General features: G+C 67.0%; 29 protein-coding genes. 13 read left to right on the top strand and 16 right to left on the bottom strand.

Features of this window, described 5'->3' with window-relative positions; translation table 11 throughout:
• The first annotated feature begins 82 nt into the window (after nt 1-82).
• Together DOL89_RS01255 and DOL89_RS01250 are read left to right on the top strand one after the other, a co-directional pair.
• The gene (locus tag DOL89_RS01255) at nt 83-421 is read left to right on the top strand and encodes a BrnT family toxin (RefSeq protein WP_225889852.1); all 339 of its coding nucleotides are present in this window, start codon (nt 83-85) and stop codon (nt 419-421) included.
• Nucleotides 393-749, top strand: a complete 357-nt coding sequence (locus DOL89_RS01250) for a helix-turn-helix domain-containing protein (protein ID WP_225889851.1) — start codon at nt 393-395, stop codon at nt 747-749. Before DOL89_RS01255 ends, DOL89_RS01250 begins: the two co-directional genes overlap by 29 nt.
• A gap of 104 nt (nt 750-853) precedes the next feature.
• On the opposite strand, the gene rplT is transcribed toward DOL89_RS01250, so the two are convergent.
• Together rplT and rpmI are read right to left on the bottom strand one after the other, a co-directional pair.
• Nucleotides 854-1,216, bottom strand: coding sequence for a 50S ribosomal protein L20 (gene rplT / locus DOL89_RS01245; protein WP_119677515.1), 363 nt, complete (start codon nt 1,214-1,216; stop codon nt 854-856).
• Between the two features lie 13 nt (nt 1,217-1,229).
• Complete coding sequence (gene rpmI / locus DOL89_RS01240; protein WP_119677514.1) at nt 1,230-1,430, bottom strand: 50S ribosomal protein L35; 201 nt, start codon at nt 1,428-1,430, stop codon at nt 1,230-1,232.
• Nucleotides 1,431-1,610: 180 nt separating this feature from the next.
• Here rpmI and DOL89_RS01235 point away from each other — a divergent pair, with 180 nt between their 5' ends.
• Nucleotides 1,611-2,120: a DUF488 domain-containing protein gene (locus tag DOL89_RS01235; protein WP_119677513.1), complete on the top strand. Its 510-nt coding sequence runs from the start codon at nt 1,611-1,613 to the stop codon at nt 2,118-2,120.
• Between the two features lie 11 nt (nt 2,121-2,131).
• The gene (locus DOL89_RS01230; protein WP_119677512.1) at nt 2,132-2,851 is read left to right on the top strand and encodes a 2OG-Fe(II) oxygenase; all 720 of its coding nucleotides are present in this window, start codon (nt 2,132-2,134) and stop codon (nt 2,849-2,851) included.
• 13 nt (nt 2,852-2,864) lie between these two features.
• Here the strand turns inward: DOL89_RS01230 and pip are convergent, their stop codons facing one another.
• Both pip and DOL89_RS01220 read right to left on the bottom strand, forming a co-directional pair.
• Entirely contained in the window at nt 2,865-3,815 is a 951-nt protein-coding gene (gene pip, locus DOL89_RS01225; RefSeq protein WP_119677511.1) for a prolyl aminopeptidase, read from the bottom strand.
• 93 nt (nt 3,816-3,908) lie between these two features.
• Nucleotides 3,909-4,508, bottom strand: a complete 600-nt coding sequence (locus DOL89_RS01220) for a TetR/AcrR family transcriptional regulator (RefSeq protein WP_119677510.1) — start codon at nt 4,506-4,508, stop codon at nt 3,909-3,911.
• Between DOL89_RS01220 and DOL89_RS01215 the strand changes: the two genes are divergently transcribed.
• The 4 genes from DOL89_RS01215 to DOL89_RS01205 all read left to right on the top strand — a co-directional run bounded on the left by DOL89_RS01215 (nt 4,507) and on the right by DOL89_RS01205 (nt 6,783).
• Complete coding sequence (locus DOL89_RS01215) at nt 4,507-5,106, top strand: group III truncated hemoglobin (protein WP_205574613.1); 600 nt, start codon at nt 4,507-4,509, stop codon at nt 5,104-5,106. The two genes, DOL89_RS01220 and DOL89_RS01215, sit on opposite strands and share 2 nt — an antisense overlap.
• A gap of 57 nt (nt 5,107-5,163) precedes the next feature.
• Nucleotides 5,164-5,589, top strand: coding sequence for a hypothetical protein (locus DOL89_RS01210; RefSeq protein ID WP_162937260.1), 426 nt, complete (start codon nt 5,164-5,166; stop codon nt 5,587-5,589).
• 167 nt (nt 5,590-5,756) lie between these two features.
• Nucleotides 5,757-5,915: a hypothetical protein gene (locus DOL89_RS24710; protein WP_162937259.1), complete on the top strand. Its 159-nt coding sequence runs from the start codon at nt 5,757-5,759 to the stop codon at nt 5,913-5,915.
• Between the two features lie 100 nt (nt 5,916-6,015).
• A complete protein-coding gene (locus DOL89_RS01205; protein WP_119677508.1) occupies nt 6,016-6,783 on the top strand; it encodes a thermonuclease family protein in 768 nt (255 codons plus the stop codon).
• Nucleotides 6,784-7,037: 254 nt separating this feature from the next.
• On the opposite strand, the gene DOL89_RS01200 is transcribed toward DOL89_RS01205, so the two are convergent.
• A complete protein-coding gene (locus DOL89_RS01200; protein WP_119677507.1) occupies nt 7,038-7,496 on the bottom strand; it encodes a spore coat protein U domain-containing protein in 459 nt (152 codons plus the stop codon).
• A 314-nt stretch (nt 7,497-7,810) separates the two neighbouring features.
• On the opposite strand from DOL89_RS01200, the gene DOL89_RS01195 reads away from it, so the two are divergent.
• Together DOL89_RS01195 and DOL89_RS01190 are read left to right on the top strand one after the other, a co-directional pair.
• Nucleotides 7,811-8,821 carry an NAD-dependent epimerase/dehydratase family protein gene (locus DOL89_RS01195; RefSeq protein WP_119677506.1) on the top strand — a complete coding sequence of 337 codons (1,011 nt, stop codon included), beginning with the start codon at nt 7,811-7,813 and terminating at the stop codon, nt 8,819-8,821.
• Between the two features lie 88 nt (nt 8,822-8,909).
• Nucleotides 8,910-9,542, top strand: coding sequence for a glutathione S-transferase family protein (locus DOL89_RS01190; protein WP_205574612.1), 633 nt, complete (start codon nt 8,910-8,912; stop codon nt 9,540-9,542).
• 29 nt (nt 9,543-9,571) lie between these two features.
• Here DOL89_RS01190 and DOL89_RS01185 read toward each other — a convergent pair whose 3' ends face one another.
• From DOL89_RS01185 to DOL89_RS01160, 6 genes are all read right to left on the bottom strand, one after another.
• Nucleotides 9,572-9,757 (bottom strand): hypothetical protein, encoded by a 186-nt coding sequence (locus DOL89_RS01185; RefSeq protein ID WP_119677505.1) that lies wholly within the window; start codon nt 9,755-9,757, stop codon nt 9,572-9,574.
• 86 nt (nt 9,758-9,843) lie between these two features.
• The gene (locus DOL89_RS01180) at nt 9,844-10,188 is read right to left on the bottom strand and encodes an HNH endonuclease (protein WP_119677504.1); all 345 of its coding nucleotides are present in this window, start codon (nt 10,186-10,188) and stop codon (nt 9,844-9,846) included.
• A gap of 169 nt (nt 10,189-10,357) precedes the next feature.
• Complete coding sequence (locus DOL89_RS01175) at nt 10,358-11,788, bottom strand: NAD(P)(+) transhydrogenase (Re/Si-specific) subunit beta (protein WP_119677503.1); 1,431 nt, start codon at nt 11,786-11,788, stop codon at nt 10,358-10,360.
• Nucleotides 11,789-11,806: 18 nt separating this feature from the next.
• On the bottom strand, nt 11,807-12,241 hold the full coding sequence (locus tag DOL89_RS01170; protein ID WP_119677502.1) for an NAD(P) transhydrogenase subunit alpha: 435 nt from the start codon (nt 12,239-12,241) through the stop codon (nt 11,807-11,809).
• Nucleotides 12,242-12,259: 18 nt separating this feature from the next.
• On the bottom strand, nt 12,260-13,597 hold the full coding sequence (locus tag DOL89_RS01165) for a Re/Si-specific NAD(P)(+) transhydrogenase subunit alpha (protein WP_119680161.1): 1,338 nt from the start codon (nt 13,595-13,597) through the stop codon (nt 12,260-12,262).
• 202 nt (nt 13,598-13,799) lie between these two features.
• Nucleotides 13,800-14,903: an FUSC family protein gene (locus DOL89_RS01160; protein ID WP_162937258.1), complete on the bottom strand. Its 1,104-nt coding sequence runs from the start codon at nt 14,901-14,903 to the stop codon at nt 13,800-13,802.
• Between the two features lie 184 nt (nt 14,904-15,087).
• Between DOL89_RS01160 and DOL89_RS01155 the strand changes: the two genes are divergently transcribed.
• Nucleotides 15,088-16,830, top strand: a complete 1,743-nt coding sequence (locus tag DOL89_RS01155; protein WP_225889850.1) for a methyl-accepting chemotaxis protein — start codon at nt 15,088-15,090, stop codon at nt 16,828-16,830.
• 39 nt (nt 16,831-16,869) lie between these two features.
• Here DOL89_RS01155 and DOL89_RS24705 read toward each other — a convergent pair whose 3' ends face one another.
• From DOL89_RS24705 to DOL89_RS01140, 4 genes are all read right to left on the bottom strand, one after another.
• Nucleotides 16,870-17,079 carry a hypothetical protein gene (locus DOL89_RS24705; RefSeq protein ID WP_162937257.1) on the bottom strand — a complete coding sequence of 70 codons (210 nt, stop codon included), beginning with the start codon at nt 17,077-17,079 and terminating at the stop codon, nt 16,870-16,872.
• Between the two features lie 339 nt (nt 17,080-17,418).
• On the bottom strand, nt 17,419-17,793 hold the full coding sequence (locus DOL89_RS01150; protein ID WP_119677499.1) for a hypothetical protein: 375 nt from the start codon (nt 17,791-17,793) through the stop codon (nt 17,419-17,421).
• A 164-nt stretch (nt 17,794-17,957) separates the two neighbouring features.
• Nucleotides 17,958-19,631 carry a peptide ABC transporter substrate-binding protein gene (locus DOL89_RS01145; protein ID WP_225889849.1) on the bottom strand — a complete coding sequence of 558 codons (1,674 nt, stop codon included), beginning with the start codon at nt 19,629-19,631 and terminating at the stop codon, nt 17,958-17,960.
• Between the two features lie 131 nt (nt 19,632-19,762).
• The gene (locus tag DOL89_RS01140) at nt 19,763-21,376 is read right to left on the bottom strand and encodes a peptide ABC transporter substrate-binding protein (RefSeq protein ID WP_225889848.1); all 1,614 of its coding nucleotides are present in this window, start codon (nt 21,374-21,376) and stop codon (nt 19,763-19,765) included.
• 267 nt (nt 21,377-21,643) lie between these two features.
• On the opposite strand from DOL89_RS01140, the gene DOL89_RS01135 reads away from it, so the two are divergent.
• Both DOL89_RS01135 and DOL89_RS01130 read left to right on the top strand, forming a co-directional pair.
• Nucleotides 21,644-24,079: an ABC transporter permease gene (locus DOL89_RS01135; RefSeq protein WP_119677498.1), complete on the top strand. Its 2,436-nt coding sequence runs from the start codon at nt 21,644-21,646 to the stop codon at nt 24,077-24,079.
• Complete coding sequence (locus tag DOL89_RS01130; RefSeq protein ID WP_119677497.1) at nt 24,076-24,402, top strand: hypothetical protein; 327 nt, start codon at nt 24,076-24,078, stop codon at nt 24,400-24,402. The genes DOL89_RS01135 and DOL89_RS01130 overlap by 4 nt, the downstream gene beginning before the upstream one ends.
• A gap of 16 nt (nt 24,403-24,418) precedes the next feature.
• On the opposite strand, the gene DOL89_RS01125 is transcribed toward DOL89_RS01130, so the two are convergent.
• Entirely contained in the window at nt 24,419-24,868 is a 450-nt protein-coding gene (locus DOL89_RS01125; RefSeq protein WP_119677496.1) for a GtrA family protein, read from the bottom strand.
• Between the last annotated feature and the right edge of the window lie 8 nt (nt 24,869-24,876).

The following is a 24,876-nucleotide window of genomic DNA, read 5'->3' as shown; positions in this document are numbered from 1 at the left end:
CCGAATGGGGCCGTTCTTTCGTGAGCGGAGAGGTTTAGCGCAAGCCCTCGCAGGCTGCCAGACCGAACGGCGCAGAGCGGGCTTGAGCATTTTGACCCGACTAGTGGCTGGTGCTAGTCTTCATCATTTGAATATCGGTTTCGACCCGTCCAAGAATGAGCGGAATGTACGGGAGCGGGGCTTCGGGTTTCTGGCGGCTGCCCGCATTTTCCTCGGCCATACGCTGGAGCGGGACGATCTGCGCCGGGATTACGGGGAGCGCCGCATCCAGGCCATCGGGCAGGCGGACAGGTTCACATACTTCGTTGTTTATACATGGCGCGCAGATGCGGACGGCCCCTGTCGCTGGATCATCTCCGCACACCTGGCCAGCCGCAAGGAGAGGGAACGTTATGCCGCGTTTTTCGCTGACCGACCTTGAGGCTGCCCGGCCGGAAGACCCGGCCCGGATGGCTGCCACGACGGAAGAGGACATCCGCCGCCACAAGGCGAAGGATGGGGTGGATGATCTGGGCGGGCTGGACTCCGGTGAGTTCAACGTCCGCGGCGCCTATCCAGATGTCCGGGAGCTGCGCCGCCGCCTCGCCCTGACGCAGGAGGAGTTCGCACGGGATTTCGGCCTGTCGGTCTGGACCGTCCGGGACTGGGAGCAGCACCGGGCCGAACCGGAAGGGCCGGCCCGCGTTCTGCTGAAGGTGATCGAGCAGGACCCCGATGCCGTCCGGCGAGCGGTCCTGAACGCGGCCTGATCGGCACAAGGAAACACCCCCCGGATCGGCATCCCAGCGGTCAGACGTAAAAAGGGCGCGCCCTTGCGGACGCGCCCTTCTTAACTCGAACCCTGGAAGCCGGATCAGGCGGCCTTCAGCGCGTTCTGGGCCTGATCGGCCAGAGCCTTGAAGCTCTCCGGCTCACGGCCGGCGATGTCGGCCAGCACCTTGCGGTCCAGGTCGATGCCGGCGCGCTTCAGCCCGTGCATGAACTTGCTGTAGGTCAGGCCGTGCAGGCGCGCACCGGCGTTGATGCGCTGGATCCACAGGGCGCGGAAATCGCGCTTCTTGTTGCGACGGTCGCGATAGGCGTAACGAAGCGCCTTCTCAACCTTCTCGATCGCAACGCGATAGCACTTGGAGCCGCGGCCGCGGTAGCCCTTGGCCAGCTTCAGGATCTTCTTGTGACGGGCGTGAGTGGTCACGCCCCGCTTGACGCGAGCCATTGTTCAGACCTCCTCAAACCACGCGCAGGAAATTCTCGAGAATCTTCTCGCCGTCCGCCTTGAACATGACGAACGTGCCGCGGGCGTTCCGCTTCATCTTCTGCGGACGCTTGCTCATGCCGTGGCGCTTGCCGGCGGCCTGGGCCCGGACCTTACCGGAAGCGGTCACCTTGAACCGCTTCTTGGAGCCGGAATGATTCTTCAGCTTGGGCATTTTCTGTCCTTACCGTTCAGAGTTTCATGGGTGGTTGGGCATGCCCCAGGCTTGCCGCCTGGCCTCGCCACCCGGATGAAGCGCGCCTTATACGCGGATGCCCCCATTCTGGCAAGGGCGGAGGGGGCGGCCGGGGTCCGCATGGGGCGCTTTATATCGACCCGCCGCCGCATGGGTGTTATGCGGTCCATCGGCCTTGGCGCAAGGCCGGACGATCTGCGGCGGGAGGCGTGCGTGCAGTCAGCCCTGTTCACCATCGGCTATGAGGGGGCGGGCCAGGGGGCCGTGATCGCGGCCCTGAAGGCGGCGGGGATCACGACCCTGATCGATGTCCGCGACCTGCCGCTGTCGCGCCGGGCCGGCTTTTCCAAGCGCCCGCTGGCCGCCAGTCTGGCGGAGGCCGGGATCGGCTATGTCCATCTGAAAGGGCTTGGCACGCCGAAGGAGGGGCGGCTGGCCAACCGCGCCCGGCGCTGGGACGAGTTCTGGCAGATCGTGGAGAACAGCCTGGCGCGGCCGGAGGCGGAGCATGACCTTGCCCTTGCCATCCGGATCGCGGGCGAAGGCCGGGCCTGCCTGCTCTGCTTCGAGGCCGACCCGCATATCTGCCACAGGAAACGGGTGGCGGAGATGATGGCGGAGGGCCATGGGTTCAGCGTGGAACACATCGCTCCCGATCCCGCCTTCTGAAGGATGCGCCCATGCCCGGCCTGCCGCCCGTCGCCGAACGCCTTGCCGCCTGGGACTGGCCGGCCCTGCGCCGGAACCTGGATGAGACCGGTGCGGCACCGACCCCGGTGCTGCTGTCTTCCGCGGAATGCGCGGAGCTGGCGGGGCTGTTCGGGCGGGAGGACGGGTTCCGCAGCACCGTGCATATGGCCCGGCACGGCTATGGGGAGGGAGACTACCGATACTTCGCCGACCCGCTGCCGCCGCTGGTGCAGGAGTTGAGGGCCGCCGCCTATCCGCATCTGGCCCCGCTGGCGCAGGACTGGGCCCCGAAGATCGGGATCGAGCATCCAATCCCGGACACGCTAAAGGAATTCAGACAGGTCTGCGCCGATGCCGGACAGATGAAGCCGACGCCGCTGCTGCTGCGATACCTGGCCGGCGGGTGGAATGCGCTGCACCAGGACATCTATGGCGGGGTGGTCTTCCCGGTCCAGATGACGGTGCTGCTGTCCGAACCGGGCGGGGATTTCAGCGGCGGGCAGTTCCTGCTGACCGAGCAGCGGCCCCGGATGCAGAGCCGGGGTCACGCCTTCGATCTGGTGCAGGGACAGGCGATCCTGTTCGCCACCCGCTTCCGCCCGGCCCGCGGCAGCCGCGGCACCTACCGCGTCGCCCTACGCCATGGCGTCTCCACCGTCACGGCGGGGGAGCGCTACACGCTGGGCATCATCTTCCACGATGCGACGTGAGGGTCGCGCCTCGTCACCCCAGCGACTTGAACCGCTCCGTCGCCTGGACAAGGGCCGAACGGATGCCCGGCTCCATGGCGCTGTGGCCGGCATCGGGGACGACGATGTAATCCGCCTCTGGCCAGGCCCGGTGCAGCTCATCCGCCGTGCGGATCGGGCAGACCACGTCGTAGCGACCCTGCACGATCACCGCCGGGATGTGGCGGATTTTATGGACGTCGTCCAGCAGCCTGGATTCCGGCGAGAGCAGGTTGTTGCGGAAGAAGTGCGCCTCAATCCTGGCCAGCCCCAGGGCGTGATTGTCCTCGCCGGAGGCGGAGATCAGCTCCGGGCTGGGCAGCAGGGTGGAGCAGGCGCCCTCATACACGCTCCAGACCCGGGCGGCGGACATGCGCACGGTCGGATCGGGCGAGGTGAGACGGGTCCAGTAGGCCCCCAGCAGGTCGCCCCGCTCCGCCTCCGGGATGTGGGACACGAACTGGCCCCAGGCCTCCGGGAAAATCTGGCGCATGTCGTAGAGGAACCAGTCGATCTCCTGCCGTCGCATCAGAAAGATGCCGCGCAGCACCAGCGCCAGCACCCGGTCGGGATGGGCCTGCGCATAGGCCAGCGCCAGGGTGGAGCCCCAGGAGCCGCCGAACACCATCCAGCGCCGGATGCCCAGCGTCTCCCGTAGGGTTTCCAGATCACCCACCAACGCTCCGACGTCGTTCTCCCGCACCTCGCCCAGCGGGGTGGAGCGGCCGGCCCCGCGCTGGTCCAGGATCACGATGCGGTAATGGTGCGGGTCGAAGAAGCGCCGATGGGTGGGCGACGCGCCGGCGCCGGGCCCGCCATGCAGGAAAACCACCGGAACACCGTTGGGATTGCCGCACTGCTCCCAATAGATCGTATGTAGATCGGAGACCTTCAGACGCCCGCTGGCGAACGGATCGATAGGAGGGAAAAGCTCACCACGCGGCATATCGGACCTGCTGCCTTGAAATTCCCGCGAGTTTAGAGAGGGCGGGACCGTAAAGGCAAACACCGTCGCGTAACATTTGGTACTTTTCCGCCCCTAGGACGCTTTTCCGGGCCAGGCCGCCATCGCGGTCGCGGCCACGACCCTCAGCTCCGCGGCACTTGCGCCGGACCGGGCCTGCACCGCCATTCCCTGCTGCACGGTGGTGAAGAACTTGGCCAGGGCATCGGCATCCGCATCGGGCGGCAGCTCGCCGCTTTCCCTGGCGCGGTTCAGCCGGCAGCGCAGGGCGACCTCTACAGCGGCGCGGCGGCGGGCCAGTTCGGCCTGCACCTCCTCCGCCTCCTCCCCGCCGCACAGCGCGCCATGGACCAGCAGGCAGCCGGCCGGCCGGTCGGGCTGTTCCGCACGTTCCGCCGCCCGGTTCAGCAGGGATGCCACCGCTTCCCGCGCCGGAATCCCATCCTCCACGGCCCCGAGCAGGCCGGCGGCGGGTCCGGAGAGGTATCGGTCCAGAACCTTGAAGAACAGCGCCTTCTTATCCCCGAAGGCGGAATAGAGGCTGGGCCGGTTGATGCCCATGGCCTCCGTCAGGTCGGAAAGCGACGTGCCGTCATATCCCTTGCGCCAGAACAGGTCCAAGGCACGGTCCAGGGCCGTGTCCGGATCGAATGCGCGCGGGCGTCCCCGTATCATGGCCTGGCGTCCCCCCGTCGCCTTTCCGCGGCTTGCCCCTCTGTACGTAATGGGCATGCCGGATGCGGTCAATGCGGGGGCGACTTCCCACGAGGCGGGCTGCGACCAAAAGCCGGATGACTTCATGGGCGGACGCGCCCACCTTTCCGGCCAGTTCCGGTACTGGATGGGATGCGGCCCGGTGGCGCGGCTTTCACGGATCGATGCGGATGCCATCGCCGAACTGGTGGTGGCCTTCTATGCCAAGGCCCGGCAGGACGCGCTGCTGGGGCCGGTGTTCCTGGCCGCCATCGGCCCTGAGGATGAGGCCTGGATTCCCCATATCCAGCGGGTCTGCGCCTTCTGGGAATCCGTGATGCTGGCGACCGGCCGGTATCTGGGCCGACCGATGCAGGCGCATGCGGCGCTTTCCGGCCTTGGTTCCAACCACTTCGCCCGTTGGCTGGAGCTGTTCGGGGAGACGGCGCGGGAGATCTTCGCCGAACGGGAGGCGCTGGCCTTCACGTTACGTGCGGAGAAGATGGCCGCGGCCCTGCAGCACGGCATCGCAGCGGCAAGCGCGGAGGAGCGGCAGCCGGCCACCTACAATCTTGTTTGACGCCGGCCCCTGGCCGTGCTGACCTGTGCACCCTGGACCCGTGATCAGCCAGCCGACGTGACAGACACCAGCCGCCATAGCCCCGAGGAGCATCAGCCGGACAGCACCGGCCGATTGCCGCGGCGCGTGGCGGAACGGCTGACCCTGGGCCTTGCTGCCCTGGTCCTGGCCTTGTTCGGCGGCTTTGGCCTGACGGCAGAGGTGGGAGAGAGCCGGAGCGAAGGGCTGCGAGGCCGGGCCCAGGCGGAAGCGCCAGCGTCCGAGCGCGCCGTCGCAGGCATCCTGCGGACGGAGCGGCGCAACCCCGACAATGTGACCCCGGCCGGCGGGCCGGATGCCCTGCCGGAGCCGGAAACGGCGGCGCTACGCCCTGTAGTGTTTGCCTCGGCAGCACCCATTCCCGCCTCCACGTCGGCCCCGGCGCGCCCGGCGCACCGATCCCCCCGTGTTCCCACAGGACCGCCCGCATTCATGTCCGCCTAGGAACCCGCACGGGTTCCATGCCGCCATGATTGCCGGGCCGTTGTGCGACCGGGTGCCTTGCCGCCCGCGTCGACGCCGCGCCCCGGCCCATGCGCGCGGGCCATGGCCCGAACGGACCGCCCTGGACGGCGGCCGGGCCGCCCGCGCCCGTTTACGGGACGTGTGACATGAAGCGTATGCTTGCCACCTATCTTACCCTTCTCGCCCTGGCGGAAGCCATTGCACTGGTCGACCGGCAATGGGCCGGCTTCGCCCTGCTGTCGATCATGATGGTCTGGTTCGTCCATGCCGTCATCGCCGCGACGGGAGAGCAGCAGCGGCTCTGACCCTTTCCGTTCTTCCCTGTCTTGACTTGGCCGGCGCACTCCGCCGGCCTTTTCTTTGGGGCGGGCTTGCGGGAAGGCCGCCGCCCCGTACTAATAGGGCATGTCCATACTTTCGCGCTGCGCCCTGCTGATCCTGTTGCTGCTGCCGTTCCGCGCCGCGGCCGGAGCAGAGATTCCAGGCGGCACCATACGCATGGGCGAGGGCACGGTGGCGGAGGTGCTGGACGGAACCACCGTGCGGATGGAAGACGGGTCCATCGTCCGCCTCGCCGGACTCCGCACACCCCTGGCGGATGTGGCGCGGGAGGCGCTGGCCGGTCTGGCGCTGGGCCGCGCGGTGGAGCTGCGCCGGGCCAAGCGCGACCGGGACTGGGACAGACATGGCCGGACCGTGGCGCACTTGGTGCGGGAAGATGGTCTCTGGATACAGGACGCGCTGCTGCGCCAGGGAATGGCGCAGCACTATAGCCAGAGCGACATCAATGGGCTGTCCGCGGAACTGTCGGAGGCTGAACGGGCGGCGCGGTCGGCGAAGCGTGGCCTCTGGGCCGATCCCGCCTTCCAGCCGCGGGACGCCAAGCTTGAGGCGGCGTGGACGGACGCCATCGGCGGATATCATCTGGCCGTCGGAACGGTGCTGGCGGCCGAGCGCCGGCGGGAGCGGCTGTATCTGAACTTCGGAACGGACTGGCGGCGCGACTTCACGGTGGAGATCGCAACCCGCGATCTGCGCCGCTTCGCCGGGGCGGGGCTGGACCCGCTGACATGGCAGGGCAAGCGGCTGGAAGTGCGCGGCTGGGTCGAAAGCTACAATGGCCCCCTGATCCGGGTCACCCATCCGCAGCAGATCGAGTTTGTCGGGGACTGAACGGCGTTCCGGCACCAGATGCAGATAAAGAGACGGCGCGGCGGAGAGGGCTCCGGACCGCGCCGTTCCAGTCTGCGCGTTCGCCCCGAACCGATTATGGGGCACGGCCGCGCCTGACCGCTGTTCAACCCTGCCTGGGGCCTGTCCGCTTCGGACGGCACTCCATCGGGAGGGGTATCCCGCGGCAGGGAGCCGGGCTTTTCCCGGAGACCCCCCGCCTGCCTTCCGGCTTTTGCCGGTCGGAAGGTCGCGCCTTACTTAGCGGCGATGGTGACGGTGAGGGTGTCCTCGTAAGCGCCGGCGATGTACTGGTCGGAGCCCTGGACGGAGACCTTGAGATCGTACTGCTGGCCGAAGCGGGCGCCGGCGCGGTCGACATTCATGGCGCTGCCCAGCGTGCCGCCCTGGTTGTCGTAGTTCACCTGGTAGCCGATCTCGGTGCCGCGCTCGCCGCGCAGCTTGCCGCCGTTCTGGGAGGAGATGCTGATGCGGTAGCCGTTGCCGGAGTTGCAGGTCTCGGTGACCTTGCCAACCGCCTTGTTGCTGTCGCCGCCGGCCAGGTTCAGCTGCTGGTTCAGATCCTGCACCGACACCGAGCAGGCCAGGTCCACCTTGCCGTTCAGCTTGATCGTGCCGCTGGTCGCGGCCGCGGCGGAGCCGGCGACGGTCATGGCGGCGGTGGCGATCAGGGCGGCGGCAACGGTGCGGATCATTTCAAGGCTCCATCGGTTCGGTCGAGGCGTTCTCGCCTGCATGCCAAACCAAAATGCAACCAACGGGCCAAAAGTGGCCCGCCCTTTGGCTCGTTATAAATCAATTAGTTACAAGGAACCCCTCTTCCTCGGGGCTCTCGCATTTCGGTGCAGAATGCAAGTTCGTTGCAGATGTCCATTGCTCATTTCAATGAAGATGCATAATGCAACGCCGAGCGGCCCTGCCGGCCGATGCCAAACCGGCTGCGGACATCCTCTTCACCGCCTGTCAGGATTGATGATTGTCCCTCGCCATCAGCAGGAGCTGGACAACCATGCGCATCCTCGTCATCGGCGGCACGCAGTTCGTCGGACGGCATCTGGTGGAAGTCGCCCTCGCCCGTGGACATGAATTGACCCTGTTCCACCGTGGCCAGTCGGGCGCCAGCCTGTTTCCGGGGGTGGAGCGCATTCGGGGAGATCGGGAGACGAACCTGGACCGCCTTGCCGGCCGGCGTTGGGATGCTGTGGTGGATTGCTGCGGATATCGCCCTCACCAGCTGGCCGCATCCACATCCGCGCTGAAGGAAGCCGTCGGCGCCTATCTCTTCATCTCCACGATCAGCGTGTACCGCGATTTCCGCCAACCGGGCATTACGGAGGCGTATCCCGCGGGCACCGCCCTGCCCGGCCTGTCAGAGGGGGAGGAGCCGCGGCCGGATCTGCCCATTGACGGTGCGACCTACGGACCGTTGAAGGCGCGGGCGGAGCAGGTGGTGCGGGAAGCGATGCCCGACCGCCATCTGATCGTGCGTCCCGGCATCATTATCGGGCCGCAGGACAAATATACCCGTTTCAATTACTGGATCGCCCGCGCGCGGGCCGGCGGGCGCATGGCGGTTCCGGGCCGACCGGACGAGCAGGTCCAGTTCATCGACGCCCGCGACCTGGGCGCCTTCATGGTCCGCCTGCTGGAAGCCGGTACAATCGGTACGGTGCAGGCCACCGGCCCGGCCAGCAGGCTGACCCATGCCGACATGATCGAAGCGGTGCGGCACGGGCTGCCGGAAGCCGCCGAACCGGTATGGATCGCGGCGGAGGCGGCTGTATCGGCAGGAGTCGAGTTGCCCGTACCCATGCGCAGCTGGGTCTCCCTGGATGACGACTTCGCCCATATTCAGAAGATGGACATTGCAAAGGCCCTGTCGCTGGGTCTGACCACCCGCCCCCTGGAAGAAACAGTGCGCGATATCCGGGGCTGGCTTGATGCGAGGGGCGGAGATGAGGATATAGCCGCATTGGCGCCGGTCGAGCGCCGCCTGCTGGAACTTGCCGACGGCGGATAAGATGCGCTTATCCATGGCCGGCAAATGATCTGATTGGACGGCGGGGCCGATCTCGGCCACCCTTTCCCACCGCAACGGGAGGGAGATCATGGCAATGGACAGCTACGAACTCTTGGCCGCAAAGGGCTGCGGCTCCGCGATCGTAGAGGCAGCTTTCGCCCTGGCAGGCGCGCCGGTCACCGTCACCGAGGCGTCCCCCTATGAGGAGGGACCCGGCAAGGAGCGGCTGCGGGCGTTGAATCCCTTGCTGCAGGTGCCGACCTTGGTCCTGCCGGACGGGCGGGTAATGACGGAAAGCGCCGCCATCATCCTGCATCTGGCCGACCGCTATCCTGCGTCCAGCCTGATACCGCCCCCGGATGCGCCGGAGCGGCCGGAGTTCCTGCGATGGCTGGTGTTCCTGGTGGGGGCCGTCTACCCCACCTTCACCTTCGGCGACGTGCCGGCCCGCTACGTCACCGGCAAAACAGCAGAGGACGAGCTGCGGCGCACCAGCGACGAGGCCCGCAAGGCCATGTACCGGCAGATGGAGGCAGTGGCCGGAGAGCCCTGGTTCCTGGGCGAACGCTTCTCCGCCATCGATCTTTATCTTGCCGCGATGGTGAACTGGCGGCCCCGGCGGGCGTGGTTCACAGCGGAATGCCCGAGGTTGGACGCGATCGCCACGCGCACCCAGGCGCTTCCCGCCCTGGCCGCCGTCTGGGCCCGGAACTTCGACTAGTTCCGGCCGTCGTGGGGATGCCGGTGCGATTACCGGTCCCCCGCGCCCTCACCCTTGGCCCGTCCTTCCCGGCCGGCCTGCTTGTTGTCCTTCGTCGCCCGCTCCGCCTTGATGCGGTTCAGATCGTGTGTGCCCGAGTTCGCGGCCGGGGTGGCCTGACCGGCCTTGTCGGGGATGCCCTGGTCGGTGTCGATGTTGCGCGGATTGGTCGGCATCTGCGCCTTCCTTCTGCTGGAAACGGTCCCCTGCAACCGCCCCGGCCGGTACCGGTTCCCTGCCGCGGAGTTTCCACGGTGCGTTGCTATTCCCGGCTCTTCCGGCGGAAGGTCGCTTTGGTGAATTCCGGCGGTTTGCGGGCGACCCAGCGAATGAAATCCGCGATGGCGGGGTGCGCCCGTAGCGCCTCCACGCTGTGATAGGCGTCCCGCAATTCCCGCTCGGTCAGCTCCGCATGGATTTTCCGGTGGCAGACCCGGTGCATGTCGACCGTCTCCCGCCCGCCCTGGGATTTCGGCACCAGATGGTGCGCATCAACGCTCGGCCCCGCGCTCATCTCCCGCCCGCACAGGGGACAGGGGCCGAGGCTGCGGCCGGGCGGGTCGCGGCGGGGCGGCAGGTCGGGGGGAAGCGGGGCGAGGCGGCGCATGGACAGGATATGGCCGTTTTATCCGACCTCGTCCAGGCGGGCAGCTTCAAGGCCCCAGGGCAACACCACCCTGCCACCCTATCGGGGGAGGTCACGATCCGATGAACGAACTGAAAAGGGCCGCCCGGTTTCCCGGACGGCCCCTTGCACAGGATCGTGGTCGTAAGGCTCAGTGCCCGCTGCCGGACAGCGCCTTGACGATCTCTTCCGTCATCTTCTTCGCGTCGCCCAGCAGCATCATGGTGTTGGGGCGGAAGAAGAGTTCGTTTTCGACGCCGGCATAGCCCGCGCCCATCGACCGCTTGATGAACAGCACGGTCTTGGCCTTTTCCACATCCAGGATGGGCATGCCGTAGATCGGGCTGGCCGTGTCGGTCTTGGCGGCCGGGTTGGTGACGTCGTTGGCGCCGATGACATAGGCCACGTCCGCCTGGCCGAAATCGCGGTTGATCTCGTCCAGCTCGAACACCTCGTCATAGGGCACGTTGGCTTCGGCCAGCAGCACGTTCATGTGGCCGGGCATGCGGCCGGCGACGGGATGGATGGCGTACTTCACCTCCACCCCCTCGGCCTTCAGCAGATCGCCCATCTCGCGCAGCGCGTGCTGGGCCTGGGCCACCGCCATGCCGTAGCCGGGCACGATGATGACCTTGGCCGCGTTCTTCATGATGAAGGCGGCGTCATCGGCCGAGCCCTGCTTGAAGGTGCGGTCGATGGCCGCCCCGCCGGCGGCACCGGCGGCAGCCGCATCGCCGCCGAACCCGCCCAGGATCACGTTGAAGATGGAGCGGTTCATGCCCTTGCACATGATGTAGGACAGGATCGCGCCGGAGGCGCCGACCAGGGCGCCCGTGATGATCAGCAGGTTGTTCTGCAGCGTGAAGCCGATGCCCGCCGCCGCCCAGCCGGAATAGCTGTTCAGCATGGAGACCACGACCGGCATGTCCGCCCCGCCGATGGGCAGGATCAGCAGCAGGCCGAGCAGTAGCGCCACCACCACGATGGCCCAGAAGATCACCGTGCTCTGCGTCAGGCACAGCACCAGGATCAGGGCCACCAGCAGCACCGCGAGCCCCGCGTTCAGCGGGTGCTGGCCCTTGAAGACCAGCGGCTTGCCGCTCATCCGCCCGTCCAGCTTCAGGAAGGCGATGACGGAGCCGGTGAAGGTAATGGCGCCGATGGCGATGCCCAGGCTCATCTCGATCAGCGAGCCGATGTGGATGTCGCCCGGCTCACCGATCCGGTAGCTTTCCGGGCTGTAGAAGGCGGCGGCGGCCACGAACACTGCCGCCAGACCGACCAGGCTGTGGAAGGCGGCGACGAGCTGCGGCAGCTCGGTCATCTGGATGCGCTTGGCGATCACATAGCCGATGCCGCCGCCGATGGCGATGCCGCCCAGGATCAGGGCGGCGCGGCCGGCCGTCATCGGGATGCCGGTCAGGGATTCCTGCGCCACCAGGGTGGTGACGATGGCGACGGCCATGCCGATCATGCCATAGCGGTTGCCGGCCTGGGCCGTTTCCGGGCTGGACAGCCCGCGCAACGCCATGATGAAGCAGATCGCCGCCACCAGATAGGCCAGCGAAGCGAAGACGAACATTGCGGTGGCCTCCCCCGGTTATTTCTTGGAGGCGCCGGCGGGCGCCTTCTTCTTGTACATGGACAGCATCCGCTGGGTGACGAGGAAGCCACCGAAGATGTTGACCGAGGCGAGCACCACGGCGACGAAGCCGAAGCCCACCGACCAGCCCGAAACGCTGGCGCCGGTGGCGATCAGAGCGCCGACGATGATCACGGAGGAGACGGCATTGGTGACGGCCATCAGCGGCGAGTGCAGGGCCGGCGTCACCCGCCAGACCACGTAATAGCCGACGAAGCAGGCCAGGGCGAACACGGTCAGGCCGGCGACGATGAATGGCACGCCCTCGGTCACCGCCGCGGCGGGCTGAGCCAGTTGCGTTGCCTGGAGAGCGAGGTCGGCGGCGCGGTTGGCCAGTTCCTGCGCATTGGTGGCGAGGTCGGCCGCATCTTGTACGTGTTGGTTCGGATCCATTCCTAGGCTCCCCACGGCTCAGGTCCCGGTGGACGGCGTTCCGCCATCCTGCGATTTCTCCGACTGGCCCTCAGGCGTGCCGTCCGGCTTGGCCGGCTTCACCTTGATGACCTCGGGCTTTTCCTCCCCCGCTTCCGTGGAGGGCGGGGTGGCCTGAACCGACTGGTCGGTTTCCGGCTGGGCCGCCGAGGGGGCGGGCGCTGCGGGAGCAGCATCCGTCACGAAGGACGGGTGCACCACCCTGCCGCTGCGGGTCAGCGCGGTGCCCTTGACCAGATCGTCGTCCCAGTTGAACTCCAGCTTTCCGTCCTTGATGAAGGGCGTCAGGAAAGTCAGCAGGTTCTTGGCGTAGAGGGCGGAGCTGTCCACCGGGATGCGGCTGGGCAGGTTGACGTGGCCGACGATCTTGACCCCGTACTTCTCTACCACCTCGCCGGGCACGGCGCCCTCGATGTTGCCGCCCTGCTCCACCGCCATGTCCACCAGCACCGCGCCCTGCTTCATGCTGCGCAGCATGTCGTCGGTGACCAGGATCGGGGCCTTGCGTCCGGGGATCAGGGCCGTGGTGATGACGATGTCCTGCTTCTTGATGGTTTCGGCGATCAGGGCCTTCTGCTTGGCCTGATACTCGGCACTCATCTCCTTGGCGTAGCCGCCGGCGGTCTGGGCCTGCTGGAACTCCTCATCCATCACGGCGACGAAAGTGCCGCCGAGGCTTTCCACCTGCTCCTTGGTGGCGGGGCGGACGTCGGTGGCGCTGACCACGGCGCCCAGGCGGCGCGCGGTGGCGATGGCCTGAAGGCCCGCGACGCCGGCGCCCATGATCAGGGCGCGGGCGGGCGGCACCGTGCCGGCGGCGGTCATCATCATCGGGAAGGCGCGGCCGAAGACATAGGCCGCCTCCAGCACCGCGCGGTAGCCGGCCAGGTTGGACTGGCTGGACAGCACGTCCGCACTCTGCGCCCGGGTGATGCGGGGCATGAACTCCATGGCGAAGGCGTCGATGTTCGCCGCGCCATAAGCGGCGATCCGCGCCTTGTCGGCATGGGGAGACAGCACGGCGACCAGGGTGGAGCCCGGCTTCAGCAGGGCCATCTCATCGACGTCCCCCTCCCCCGGCCCCAGCGGGCGCTGCACCTTCAGCACGATGTCGGCGTCGGAGACCGTGGCCTTGACGTCCGGCGCGATGCTGGCGCCTGCGGCCTCATAGGCCTGGTCGGTGATGGCGGCACCCAGGCCGGCCCCCGTCTCGACCACCACGTCGAGGCCCAGCGCCTTGAATTTCTTGACCGTGTCCGGCGTGGCTGCAACGCGCAACTCGTTCGCCCGCCGCTCCTTTGGTATCGCGAGTTTCATGCAGTCCGTTTCCCCCTTTGGCATCCCGTTCGCGCTGGCCGGCGGCACGACAGAGCCTGCCCATTTTTCGCGCATGAACCTTGCCCGATCCGGAAATCATTGTGAAGCTTTGCGGGCGTGGATTGAACGAATAGCCAATATGCGGCGATAGGGGGCTTTCGGAATCGGTCCCTGGCTGCACAGGCGCCGCGACTGGACGGAATCAGGGGCGCTGCTCGGGCGGAGTGCCGCACAGCAGATCGACCAGTTCCTGCAGGTTCTTGTGCAGTTCGGAGAGGCCGAACTCCAGCGCATGGATGCGCACGGCGGAGGGACGGTCGGCATTCTCCGACCCGACGCGCAGCACCTTTTCGGCGGCATGCACCGCATCCCGGACGGCATCGGGCTGCGGCGGCGGCTCCCACCGCGCCATGCTGTCGGTCAGCAGGTGCAGGTGCTGCACGGTCGCTTCGCGGACCCGGCGCAGGGCCGCCACGGCCTCGTCGCTCAGCCGCCGCTCCAGGGCGAAGCGGGTATCGGAATCAACGCGATCGAGCAGGACCAATGCGTGCCAGAGCCGCTCCGTCACCCGGACGAGGCGCTGGGGGTCTGCCCCCTTGGACAGGCCGGGCAGGCGGTGGAGGCGCGACGCCCCGGAGGCCGCATGGGCCTGTTGCAGTTCCAGGAGGATGCGCTGGTGCAGCGGTCCCAGCTTTGCCCCTCCCCCACCCTCCGCCAGATCGTCCAGCGCCTCCGTGACCAGATCGGCGCAGGCCGTCAGGGCGCGGCGGACGTGCCGGCGCAGGCGGCGGTAGGCCGGGTCGGGCCAGATCGCCAGGGCGGCGGCGATGCCGAGCAGGGTGCCGGTCAGGATGGCCGTACCCCGGTCCACCGCCCCTTGGACGGCATTGTCGGCGGCCGGCTCCAGCGCGATGATCGCGGCGGCGATGACTCCGTAGCGCAGCCCCGGCCTAGCCACTGAAATGGCGTTCATCACAAGCCCGCAGAGAACCAGCCGCAGCAGAATCCCCCAGCCGCCCCCGACGGTGCCGACATGATCGACATCGATCAGCACCACGCTGGCGAGCCCGACAGCACTGCCCAGAACCGTGCCGACCAGCCGCCCGCCCGCCGATTGGAGCGTGTTGTCCAGGCTCTGCTGCACGACGAACAGGGCGGACATCACGGCCCAGGACAATTGCGGCAATCCCGTTACGCGCATGACCAGATAGGTGCCGCCGGCCGCCACGGCGGATTGCAGGCCCAGCCGGATCAGGTCACGGCGGGTCTCTGGCGATAGATGTATATAGTGGCTGAGATTCGGCACGCTGCCTCCGGGCATCTGAACCGGAGGTGAACGGAATACGAGGCCTTGCGTTACTGCCGGCCCGGCGACGCCGCCAAGAGCATAAGGGCGGAGTCCTAATCCTGAAGTGATATGACCCTACACTTCTGAGCGGCGATGCTAACTCACATTCCGCTCGCCGCCCTCCTCCCCTTCGGCGCGGGCAGTGCACAACCATGCTGCCGAGGACGCGATGTTCGCCAATCTGAAAGTGCTTCCCAAACTGCTGATCCTGGTCGGTCTGCTGACCGGCGCCATCCTGGTCGTCAGCGTGATCGGCTGGTCCGGAATCGGTCGCGTGGCGGATACGACGGTAACCATCCAGGCCTCGAACCGACTGGCCGTGGCGACAGCCAGGGCGAACCAGAACGTGATCGCCCTGAACCGGGCTGAGTACCGGCTGGCCGCCGATCCGTCCAGCGACCAGATCGCCACGATCCGGCAGGTGGTGGACCGGGAACGGGAAGAGTATCTGCGGCGGATCGGAGAGTTGCACGAGGATCTTGACGGTGCGGGAGATGCGCGCGGCGACGCCCTGCTAGCCGAGGTGGAAGCCGCCTACGCCCGGTACATGGCCTCGCTGGAGCAGACAGTGACCACCGCTACGGAGGTCGGCAGTGACGTCACCGTGTCGGATGCGCAGCTCGCCGTTCGGCAGCGCGCCCGCGAGAGCCGGGCCGTCGCGGAGGAGTTGCAACAGCGGGTCCGTGCATTGACCGAGCATGTGGAGGCCGGGTCGCGCGCGGCGGCCGAAGCGGCGGCCGCTACGGCGGACAACACCAAGGTCATGATGCTGACGGTCGCCGTGATCGCCGTGGTCGGCGGGTTCGGCATCGGCTTCATGGTGGCCCAGTTCGGCATCGCCCGTCCGCTTTCCCGCACGGTGGAGGAACTGCGGGCGCTGGCGGGCGGGAAGCTGGAGGTGGAGATCAGCGGGACCGGTCGGCGCGACGAAATCGGCGAGGTGGCCCAGGGGCTGCGCATCTTCCAGGAAAGCATGCTCCGCACCCGCCGCCTGGAGCAGGAGGCCGCGGCGGCGGAGGAAAAGGCGCGGCAGGCCCGCCGCGCCGCCATGCTGGAGCTTGCCGACCAGTTCGAGGCCAGCGTGAAGGGGGTGGTGCAGTCCGTCTCCAGCTCCGCCACCCAGCTTCAGGCCAATGCCCAGGGCATGTCCGCCGTGGCGGAGCAGACCAACCGGCAGGCCACCGCGGTCGCTGCCGCGACCGAGCAGGCGTCGGGCAATGTCCAGACTGTGGCCGCCGCGACGGAGGAGCTCGGCGGTTCCATCACCGAAATCAGCCGTCAGGTCGCCGAAGCCGCCCGCATCAGCCGCGAGGCGGTGTTCGAGGCGGAGAAGACCAACGAGTCCGTCGAGGGGCTGGCCGTGGCGGCGGAGCGGATCGGCGCTGTGGTCCAGCTGATCCAGGACATCGCCGGCCAGACGAACCTTCTCGCCCTCAACGCCACCATCGAAGCGGCCCGCGCCGGAGAGGCCGGCAAGGGCTTCGCCGTGGTGGCCAGCGAGGTGAAGGCGCTTGCGAACCAGACCGCCCGCGCGACCGAGGAGATTGCCGGCCACATCACCGAAATCCAGGGCCGCACCGGCGTGTCTGTGGATGCCATCCGGTCCATCGGCCGTACGATCCAGCGGGTCAGCGAAATCGGCAACTCCATCGCTTCGGCGGTCGAGGAACAGTCGGCTGCCACCCAGGAGATCGGCCGCAACGTGCAACAGGCCGCCATGGGGACCCGGGATGTGTCCGAGAACATATCCGGCGTCAGCTCCGCCGCGGCGGAAGCCGGCACCGCGGCCAGGGAAGTGCTGACGGCGGCCGGTACCCTGTCGCGGGAAGCGGGGCGGCTGCGCGATGAGGTGGATGCCTTCGTCGCCCGGGTTCGCGCCGCCTGACATGTCCCGCATGCCGGCCCCGGCGGGGCCGGCATGCGGTCAACCCGCCAGAAGAACCTCCGCCCGCCATTCGGGATGGTGGGGGCAGATGCCAGAGCCATAGGGGCAATTGCTGTGGCTTGCACAGGCAAGCGCCCGCCGGGTGGCGCCATCGGCGCAATCCAACCACGCGATCCGCGCCACGCGCTTCGCCGCCGACAAGGGGGCATCCAGGTAAGTGGCGTCGATCACATTTTCATGTAACGGCATCGTCTCCCCCCGTTGCCCGCCCATGTCGCCCCGGCAGGGCGCCACATGCTTTCTATTTTTCAGCCGCCCGGCAGATCAGCGGCAGTAGCGGAGAGACCATACCACTTTCGGAAAATAAATGTGAAGATTCGTTGTAATTCGTCCGTATTTTTTGGAAGCCCGTAAATCATAAGATAGAAGCCAAAGCAACACGTTTACACTGCGCCGCACAATGCTACTGGCCATCTGCTTCAAGAAGAGCTGTCAGCCGTTGATTTCCGCGGCATTGCATAGTTAAGACGTAATTAACCATTCACGGCCCAGCCTTGAGAGCGCGCGCGCCCTCGCGCAGAACCAGCATCAGGCGGCGGCATTTACAAGCGTGGCGAGCCCTACGGCCAGCAGAGCGGCATCCAGCGGGTTGGGGAACGCGCCCCAGGCGCAATCGCTCGGTTCGGGACTGCGCAACTGTTCAACCAGATCGGTGGGATCGCTGCGCAGGCGGGCCATAAGGTCCCCGGCGATCCAGGCCCCCACATGGGACGCGGCCACGCCCAGATAGCAGAGACGGGTCAGATTCAGCGCGAAGGCCATGGGCGTCTGGCCTTCCAGGGCTGCCGGCACCGCCCCGGCCAAGCCCCAGCCGATGACCAGCCCGGCCACGACGGGCAGCAGAGCCGTCGAAGCGACGGCACGCAGATCGACGCGCAGGGCGGCGGGGATCGGGTGCGGCATGGGCGGGGCTCTCACGGTCGTGGCGGATCGGCGGACCGCCACCATGCAGCGGCATGGTTAACGTGTCCTTAGCCGTCCCGTCCCTCCCTCGGCAGGCGGGCAGAGAAAAGGCCGCCGGGGCTTCCCCCGGCGGCCTTCCCGATCCGATCCCGACCCGGGCCGGCTTACTGCTTGATGCGCAGGAAGCGGGTGGGGTGGTAGTCGGGCAGGTTGTCGTTCCAGTTCTCAACCCGATCAGAAATCATGTGCTTGCTGGCATAGAAGTAGAGCGGGAACAGGGCGACATCCTCGATCACGATGCGCTCCGCCTGCTGCATCAGCTCGGCCCGCCGCTCCACATCCTCGGTACGGTTCGCCTCGATCATCAGCTTGTCGAACTCCGGGTTGGAATAGCCGGACGGGTTCTGCTTGCCGATGTCGGTGCGGAACAGTTCCAGGAAGTTGTTGGCGTCGTTATAATCGCCGATCCAGCCGTGGCGGGTCACGTCCTTGAACTTCTTCTCATCGCGGGAATCCAGGAACACCTTCCATTCCTGGTTATTCAGCGTGACCTTGGCCCCCAGCTTCTGCTGCCACATGGCCGCGACGGCGATAGCCAGCTTCCGGTGGTTCTCGCTGGTATTGTACAGGATTTCGACTTCCAGCGGCTGGCCGCCGGGGCCATAGCCGGCCTGCTGGATCAGCTCCTTGGCCTTGGCGTCGCGCTGCTCCTGCGTCCAGGCGGCGTATTCGGGCGCCTGGTTCTCATAGTTGGTCGTGCCCGGCGGCACCCAGCCATAGGCGGGAATCTGGCCCTGCTTGTTGATGTCCCTGACGATCACGTCGCGGTCGATGGCGAGATTGAGGGCGAGACGCAGGTCCTTGTTGGACTTCCATGGCTCATGGGTCATGTTCGGCGCATAGAAGTAGGTGCCGAAATAAGGGGCCAGCCGCAGGTTCTGCGGCATGTTGGCCTGGACCCAGTCCATCTGGCTGACCGGCACTTCATAGGTCACGTCCAGCTCACCGGCGCGGAAGCGGCGCAGTTCGGCCTCAAGCTGCTCGGTGACATAGTAGTAGACTGTGTCGATCTGCACTTCGTCCTTGGCATGGAAGTGCGGGTTCTTCACCAGCTTGACGTGGCTCTGCGGAACCGCCTCGGCCAGCATGTAGGCCCCGTTGCCCACATAGTTGCCCGGCCGCACGAAGTTGTCCCCGTGCGTCTCGTACGCCGCCTTGTTGATGGGGTAGGTGGCGTGGTGGTGCAGCATGGAGGTGAAATAAGGCGTCGGCGCCCGCAGCTTCACCCGGAAGGTCAGGTCGTCCACCGCCTCGACCGCCAGATTGTCCACCGGCTGGCGGCCCAGCGTGATGTCCTCGCCATTCTCGACCGGCCACAGGAAATAGGCGTAGTCGCTGGCGGTCTTGGGATCGACCAGCCGCTTCCACGCAAAGACGAAGTCGTGCGCCGTGACGGGCGTTCCGTCCGACCACTTGCCGTCGGGACGCAGATGGAAGGTGTAGGTGAGCTGGTCGTCGCTGATCTCGGTGCTTTCCGCAGCACCGGGGATCAAGCCGCCCTTCCCGTCGGGCACCATCAGCCCTTCAAAGAGGTCGTACTGGATCCAGCTTTCCGGCACGCCGGTGGATTTGTGCGGGTCCAGGGTCTCCGGCTCCGCGCCATTTCCGCGCCGGAGCACGATGCCGTCCGCCGCGGCGGGAGGCGGCGCCGCGGAGGCCTGCTCGGTCGTGGCCTCCTGCTCGCCGCAACCGGCGAGCGCCAGCAGGGCGAGCGCGCCTGCGGCCAGAATGCCCGAGCGCAAGGCCTTCGGGCTGAAACGGGACATCACGGTCTGCATTCCTTCACTACTCTCCCTGATCGGCGGGCTGGCCCCGGTTTGATTACCATTTAAGGGATTAGCGGTCCGATTTCATCCCGAAGCGATCCAGAAAAGGAACGGGCAGCGCCCGTCCCCCTCCCCCGGTCCTGTCATTCCACGCTGATGTAGCGGGTGGGCTGCACGCCCATGGGGTTCTCAAACCACCCCTTCACCTTGGGCGAGACCAGGTTCCGGTATGTGGCGTGATAGATCGGGATCATCGGCGCATCGGCAACCAGCACCGCCTCGGCTTCCGCCATCTTGGCCATACGGGCTTCCGGGTCGAGGAGCGCGTTGGACTCGTTGAGCAACCGGTCGTACTCGGCGCTCGCATAGCCGGACCGGTTCATCTTGCCGACATCGCTGCGGTAGATCTTCAGGAAAGTATAGGGATCGGGGAAATCGCCGATCCAGCCCAGCGAGGTCAGGCCGGGATAGTCCTTCTCTCCCGCCTTCTGCAGTACGACCTTCCATTCCTGATTGTTCAGGGCGACCTTGGCGCCCAGCTTCTGCTGCCACATGGCGGCCACGGCGACCATGATCTTGCGGGTGTTCTCGTTGGTCGCGTGCATGATTTCGACCTGAAGCGGCTTGCCGCCGGGGCCGTAGCCGGCCTCCGCCACCAACTTCCGCGCCAGCTCGTCCCGCTGTGCCTGGGTCATGGAGGCTTCTTCCGGCAGCGGCAGGGTATAGCCCTGGGCGCCCGGAGCGGTCAGGGTCCAGGCGGCGCGCTCACCGGACTTGGTGATCTTCTCCACAATGGCGTCGCGGTCGATTGCCAGCGACAGCGCCCGGCGGAGCTTCGGGTTCGATGCCCATGGCTCCCGCGTCATGTTGACGGGCATGTAGTTGGTGGCGAAGACCGGATAGAAGAACATCGTCTCCGGCATATTGCTCTTCAGCCAGTCGATCTGCGTGACCGGGGCCATCTGCACCGTATCCAGCTCACCGGCGCGGAAGCGGCGCAGCTCCGTCTCCGGGCTGTCGGAATGGTGGAACACGACCTTGTCCACCTTCACCTCGCCCGCGGCCCGGAAGTGCGGGTTCTTCACCAGCGTGACATGGCTCTGCGGCACATGCTCCGCCAGCATGTAGGCGCCGTTGCTGACCAGCTTGCCGGCCCCGACCGCACTATTCCCCAGCGCCTCGAAATTGGCCTTCTGCACCGGATAGGTCATGCGGTGGACCAGGCTGCCCAGGAAGTAGCCTGTCGGCTCCTTCAGCGTGACCTTCAGCGTGAAATCGTCCACGGCCTCGGCGCCCAGGCTGTCCACCTGCATCTGGCCGCCGCTGATCGCCTCGGCATTCTTGATGGGCCAGAGGAAATAGGCGTAGTCGCTGGCGGTATTGGGATCGACCAGCCGCTTCCAGGCGAAGACGAAATCATGCGCCGTGACGGGGCTGCCGTCCGACCATTTGCCGTCCGGGCGCAGCTTGAACGTATAGGTGAGCCCGTCCTCGCTGACCTCCCAGCTTGCTGCCGCGCCCGGCACCACCGTTCCGTCCGAGCCGTAGGTGAGCAGCCCCTCGAACAGGTCGTAGCCGATACGAGCGGACTGGACATCGGTTCCCTTGTGCGGGTCGAGCGAGGTCGGCTCCGCCTGATTGCCGCGGTTCAACAACATTTCAGCGGCGGCGGGCGCGGCGAAGCCGGCGCCGGTCAAGGTGACGGCGATCAGTGCCGGTGCCGCCATCCGGCGCACCGCACGGGTCAGAAGTCGCATGCTGTTCTCCCTGTTCTTCCCGGTTCCGGCTTTGCCGTTTGCGGGCGCGCCATATGTGCGGATTACCGTCCCTTGAGTCCAGGGGCGGTTTCAGATGAAACGACCAGACCGCCGCTTCAACTGCGGACACCCGTGTGTCCGGAACCGGACACTGTCCGCATGCGGACAGGCGATAGAGTGCCTCTTTCTAAGGAAATCAATATCCTATGCACGGCCTGGTCCTTGCAATCTCCATCCGGCGTAAGCTGACAGTATCCCCGGACTCCAATGCTGACGCAGTTCCTCCGCCCGTTCCGCCGACAGGCACTGTTCGCCGCCATCAACCTGATCGGGCTTGCCATCGGGGTGGCAGGCTTCCTGTTCGTGGCGCTGTATGTGAAGGGGGAGTTCAATTACGACCGCCATTATGCTGCGGCGGAGCGGCTGTACCGCGTCGGCAACACCCTGGCCCTGCCCAGTCGTCCCACAATGCAGGTGGCGGGAAGCGCGCCCGCCATGGCCGAACTGCTGCGCCAGGAGTTTCCAGAGGTCGAAGCGGCGACGCGCGTGGAGCGGCAACTGGACAATCTGCGCCTGGATTCGGAGACCAGCTTTGCGGAGACGCTGCTCTGGGCCGATCCGAACTTCTTCGAAGTGCTGGATTTCCCCTTCGCCAGCGGCGATTCCGGTACGGCGTTGGCCCAGCCGGACGGGATTGTGCTGACAGCGGAGCTGGCAGCCAAGCTGTTCGGGGATGAGAGGGCCGTCGGCCGCCGGGTGGAGCTGACAGACGGCACCGCCCTGACGGTCACCGGCGTGCTGAAGCCCCTGCCGCCGACACATCTGGATTTCACCGCCATTGTCGCCGATGCCGCCCGAGGCGCCGCAAGTTTCGACCGCCGCCCGCCTGACAGCTGGTCCCAGGGCGGTGCGAACACCTATGTCCGCCTGTCCCCCGGTGCCGTCCCCGACACCCTGCGTGCAGGCCTGCCGGACTTCGTGACCCGGCACGCTACGGGACTGCCGCCTGCGGACATGTTCCCGGACTTCCTGACCCTGCGCCTGGACCCGGTTACCGATATCCATCTGCGCGTCAAATCCATCGACGACCCGAAGAGCGGCGGGAATATGACGCTGCTCGGCACGCTGGCCGGCGTGGCAGCCCTGATCCTCGGCATCGCCATCGTCAACTACGCCAACCTTGCCACCGCCCAGGCGATCCAGCGGGCCAAGGAGGTGGGGGTGCGCAAGGTCGCCGGAGCCAAGCGCCGCCATCTGGTCATCCTGTTCCTGGGGGAGTCGGTCGCCATGGCGGCGGCAGGCACCCTGCTGGCGCTGGGCTTCGTGGAGCTGCTGATGCCGGCCTTCAACGCGCTGGTGGAGCGGAATCTGTCGCTCTGGCGCGATCTCTCGGCAGGGACGGCGGTCCTTATGCTGGCGACGCCGTTGGGCGTCGGCCTGTTGGGCGGACTCTATCCGGCACTGGTCCTGTCAGGTTACCGGCCGGCAGAGGTGCTGAAGGGCAAGGCGCAGTCGCCTGGATCGAACCGGCTGCGCGGCACGCTGGTGGTGGTGCAGTTCGCCATCTCCATCATACTGGTCATCGTTACCCTGACGGTGCGCCAGCAGGTCGAACATGCCCGCACGGCCGAGCTGGGCTATATGGCGGACGGCCTGGTCTTCGCAGGGGTACTGGACCCCGATCCTTTGCGCCAACGCACCTTGAAGACCGAGCTGACGTCGCATCCGGGGATCGTGGGCGTCACCTTCTCCTCCATCGTGCCCGGCGATCGGTCCCAGAGCATCAGTTCTGTCCAACTCATCGGTGTGGAATATCCCGGCCCGCCGCCGGTGATGTCCGCCTATCAGGTGGCGCCGGATTTCTTCAGCATCTACGGCATCCGCCTGATCGCCGGCCCCGGCGTGCCGCCCGGCTGGGAGCCGGAGCCGATCCTGGATGAGAACGGAAATCCGGTCGACACCCCCGGCAGCTATGCCTATCTGAGCCGATCCGGACTTGCCCGGCTGGGTTTCGCCACGCCGGAGGAGGCCATTGGCAAGCTGATCAATGGCGGCCAGGATGGAGAGCGCTATCCGACCGAGATCGTGGGGGTGGTGGAGGATATCCGGCTGCGTACGGCGCGCGACGGGGCGGAGGCGATCCTGTTCACCTTCGCCCGGGCCATGGACTACGTCACGATCAGGTTGGCCCCCGGCGATCCGCGCCCGGTCCTGGATCATCTGGATGCCAAGGTGGAGGAGCTGTTTCCCGACCGCCGGATCAAACGCCGCTTCTTCGTGGATGAGCGGCTAGAGGAGCAGTATCAGGGGGAGCGGCGGCAGGCCGCCATCTTCGCCACTTTCGCCGCGTTGGCGATCCTGCTGGCCAATATGGGGCTGTTCGGGCTGACCGCCCTTGCGGCGGCGCGACGGACCAAGGAGATCGGCATCCGCCGCGTGGTCGGGGCCAGCGTGCCCCAGGTCGTGCTGCTGCTGGCCCGGAATTTCACCCGCCCGGTTCTGCTGGCCAATCTGATCGCCTGGCCGGTGGCCTGGCTGGTCATGGCGCGCTGGCTGGAGCAGTTCACAGTGCGGATTGAACTCGGCCCCCTGCCCTTCCTGCTGGCGGGTGCGGCGGCCCTGCTGGTGGCGGTGGCAACCGTCTCCCTGCACGCCGCCCGCGTGGCATTGAGCCCACCGGCCCGATCCCTGCGCTACGAATGAGGGCGGCTGCGCTTCTTGCCATCGGGGCCGCCCTGCTGGCCCTGCTGGCCGTCCCGGCGCTTTCGCAGACAACCCCGCCCGCCCCGGCGGAGCCGATGGAGGAGATCATCGTCGAGGGGCAGCGGCCCGTTCTCCCTACCTTTCAGGAGGAATGGGAGTTCCAGCAAGTGGAGTTCGAGCGCCTGCGCAAACGCTTCGAGCCGCCGAACACCGGCTTCGGCCGGGTGGACCGGATGACCGGCACGCCCAACCCGGACAAGGGCAAGAGCGTGATGCGCAGCCCCGGCTCCGCAACCGTGCAGGGCCGCCCCACCCCGGACTGAGCCGGCGGGCGCCCCTTCAGCTCTGCCGGAACACCACGAGGCGGGAGAGGGTGAAGTTGAAGACCAGACCGCTGATGCTGCCCGCCGCCACGCCGGCATAGGGGATCAGCTCCGCCGCTTCGTCCGGCCAGAGGCCGGTCAGGGGGACAACGGCGATGACCACGGCATAGACGGCGTAGTTCACCGCCGCACCCACGGCATTCGCCGCCAGGAACCGCCCCCACTGGCGCACCGCCCCGCGGCGGCTCACGCCCTTGAAGGTGAACTCCCGGTTCATCCACCAGGTGAAGCTGGCGGCGCAGAGATAGGAGAAGAGCCGGCCGGTATAGAGGTCCAGCCCCAGCGGATTCAGCGCCACCCACAGCGCCGCCATGTCCACCAGCAGCCCGGCCACGCCAATGGCGGCGAAGATGGCGAACTGCCGGCGGATGCTGGCGGCGGGCGACTGGCCGGCGGCGTCGGTCATGGAAGAAA

This window comes from Indioceanicola profundi (genome assembly GCF_003568845.1).
Classification (GTDB): domain Bacteria; phylum Pseudomonadota; class Alphaproteobacteria; order Azospirillales; family Azospirillaceae; genus Indioceanicola; species Indioceanicola profundi.
Note: the sequence above shows the minus strand (reverse complement) of the source record. Positions and strands in the feature narration are given on the sequence as shown.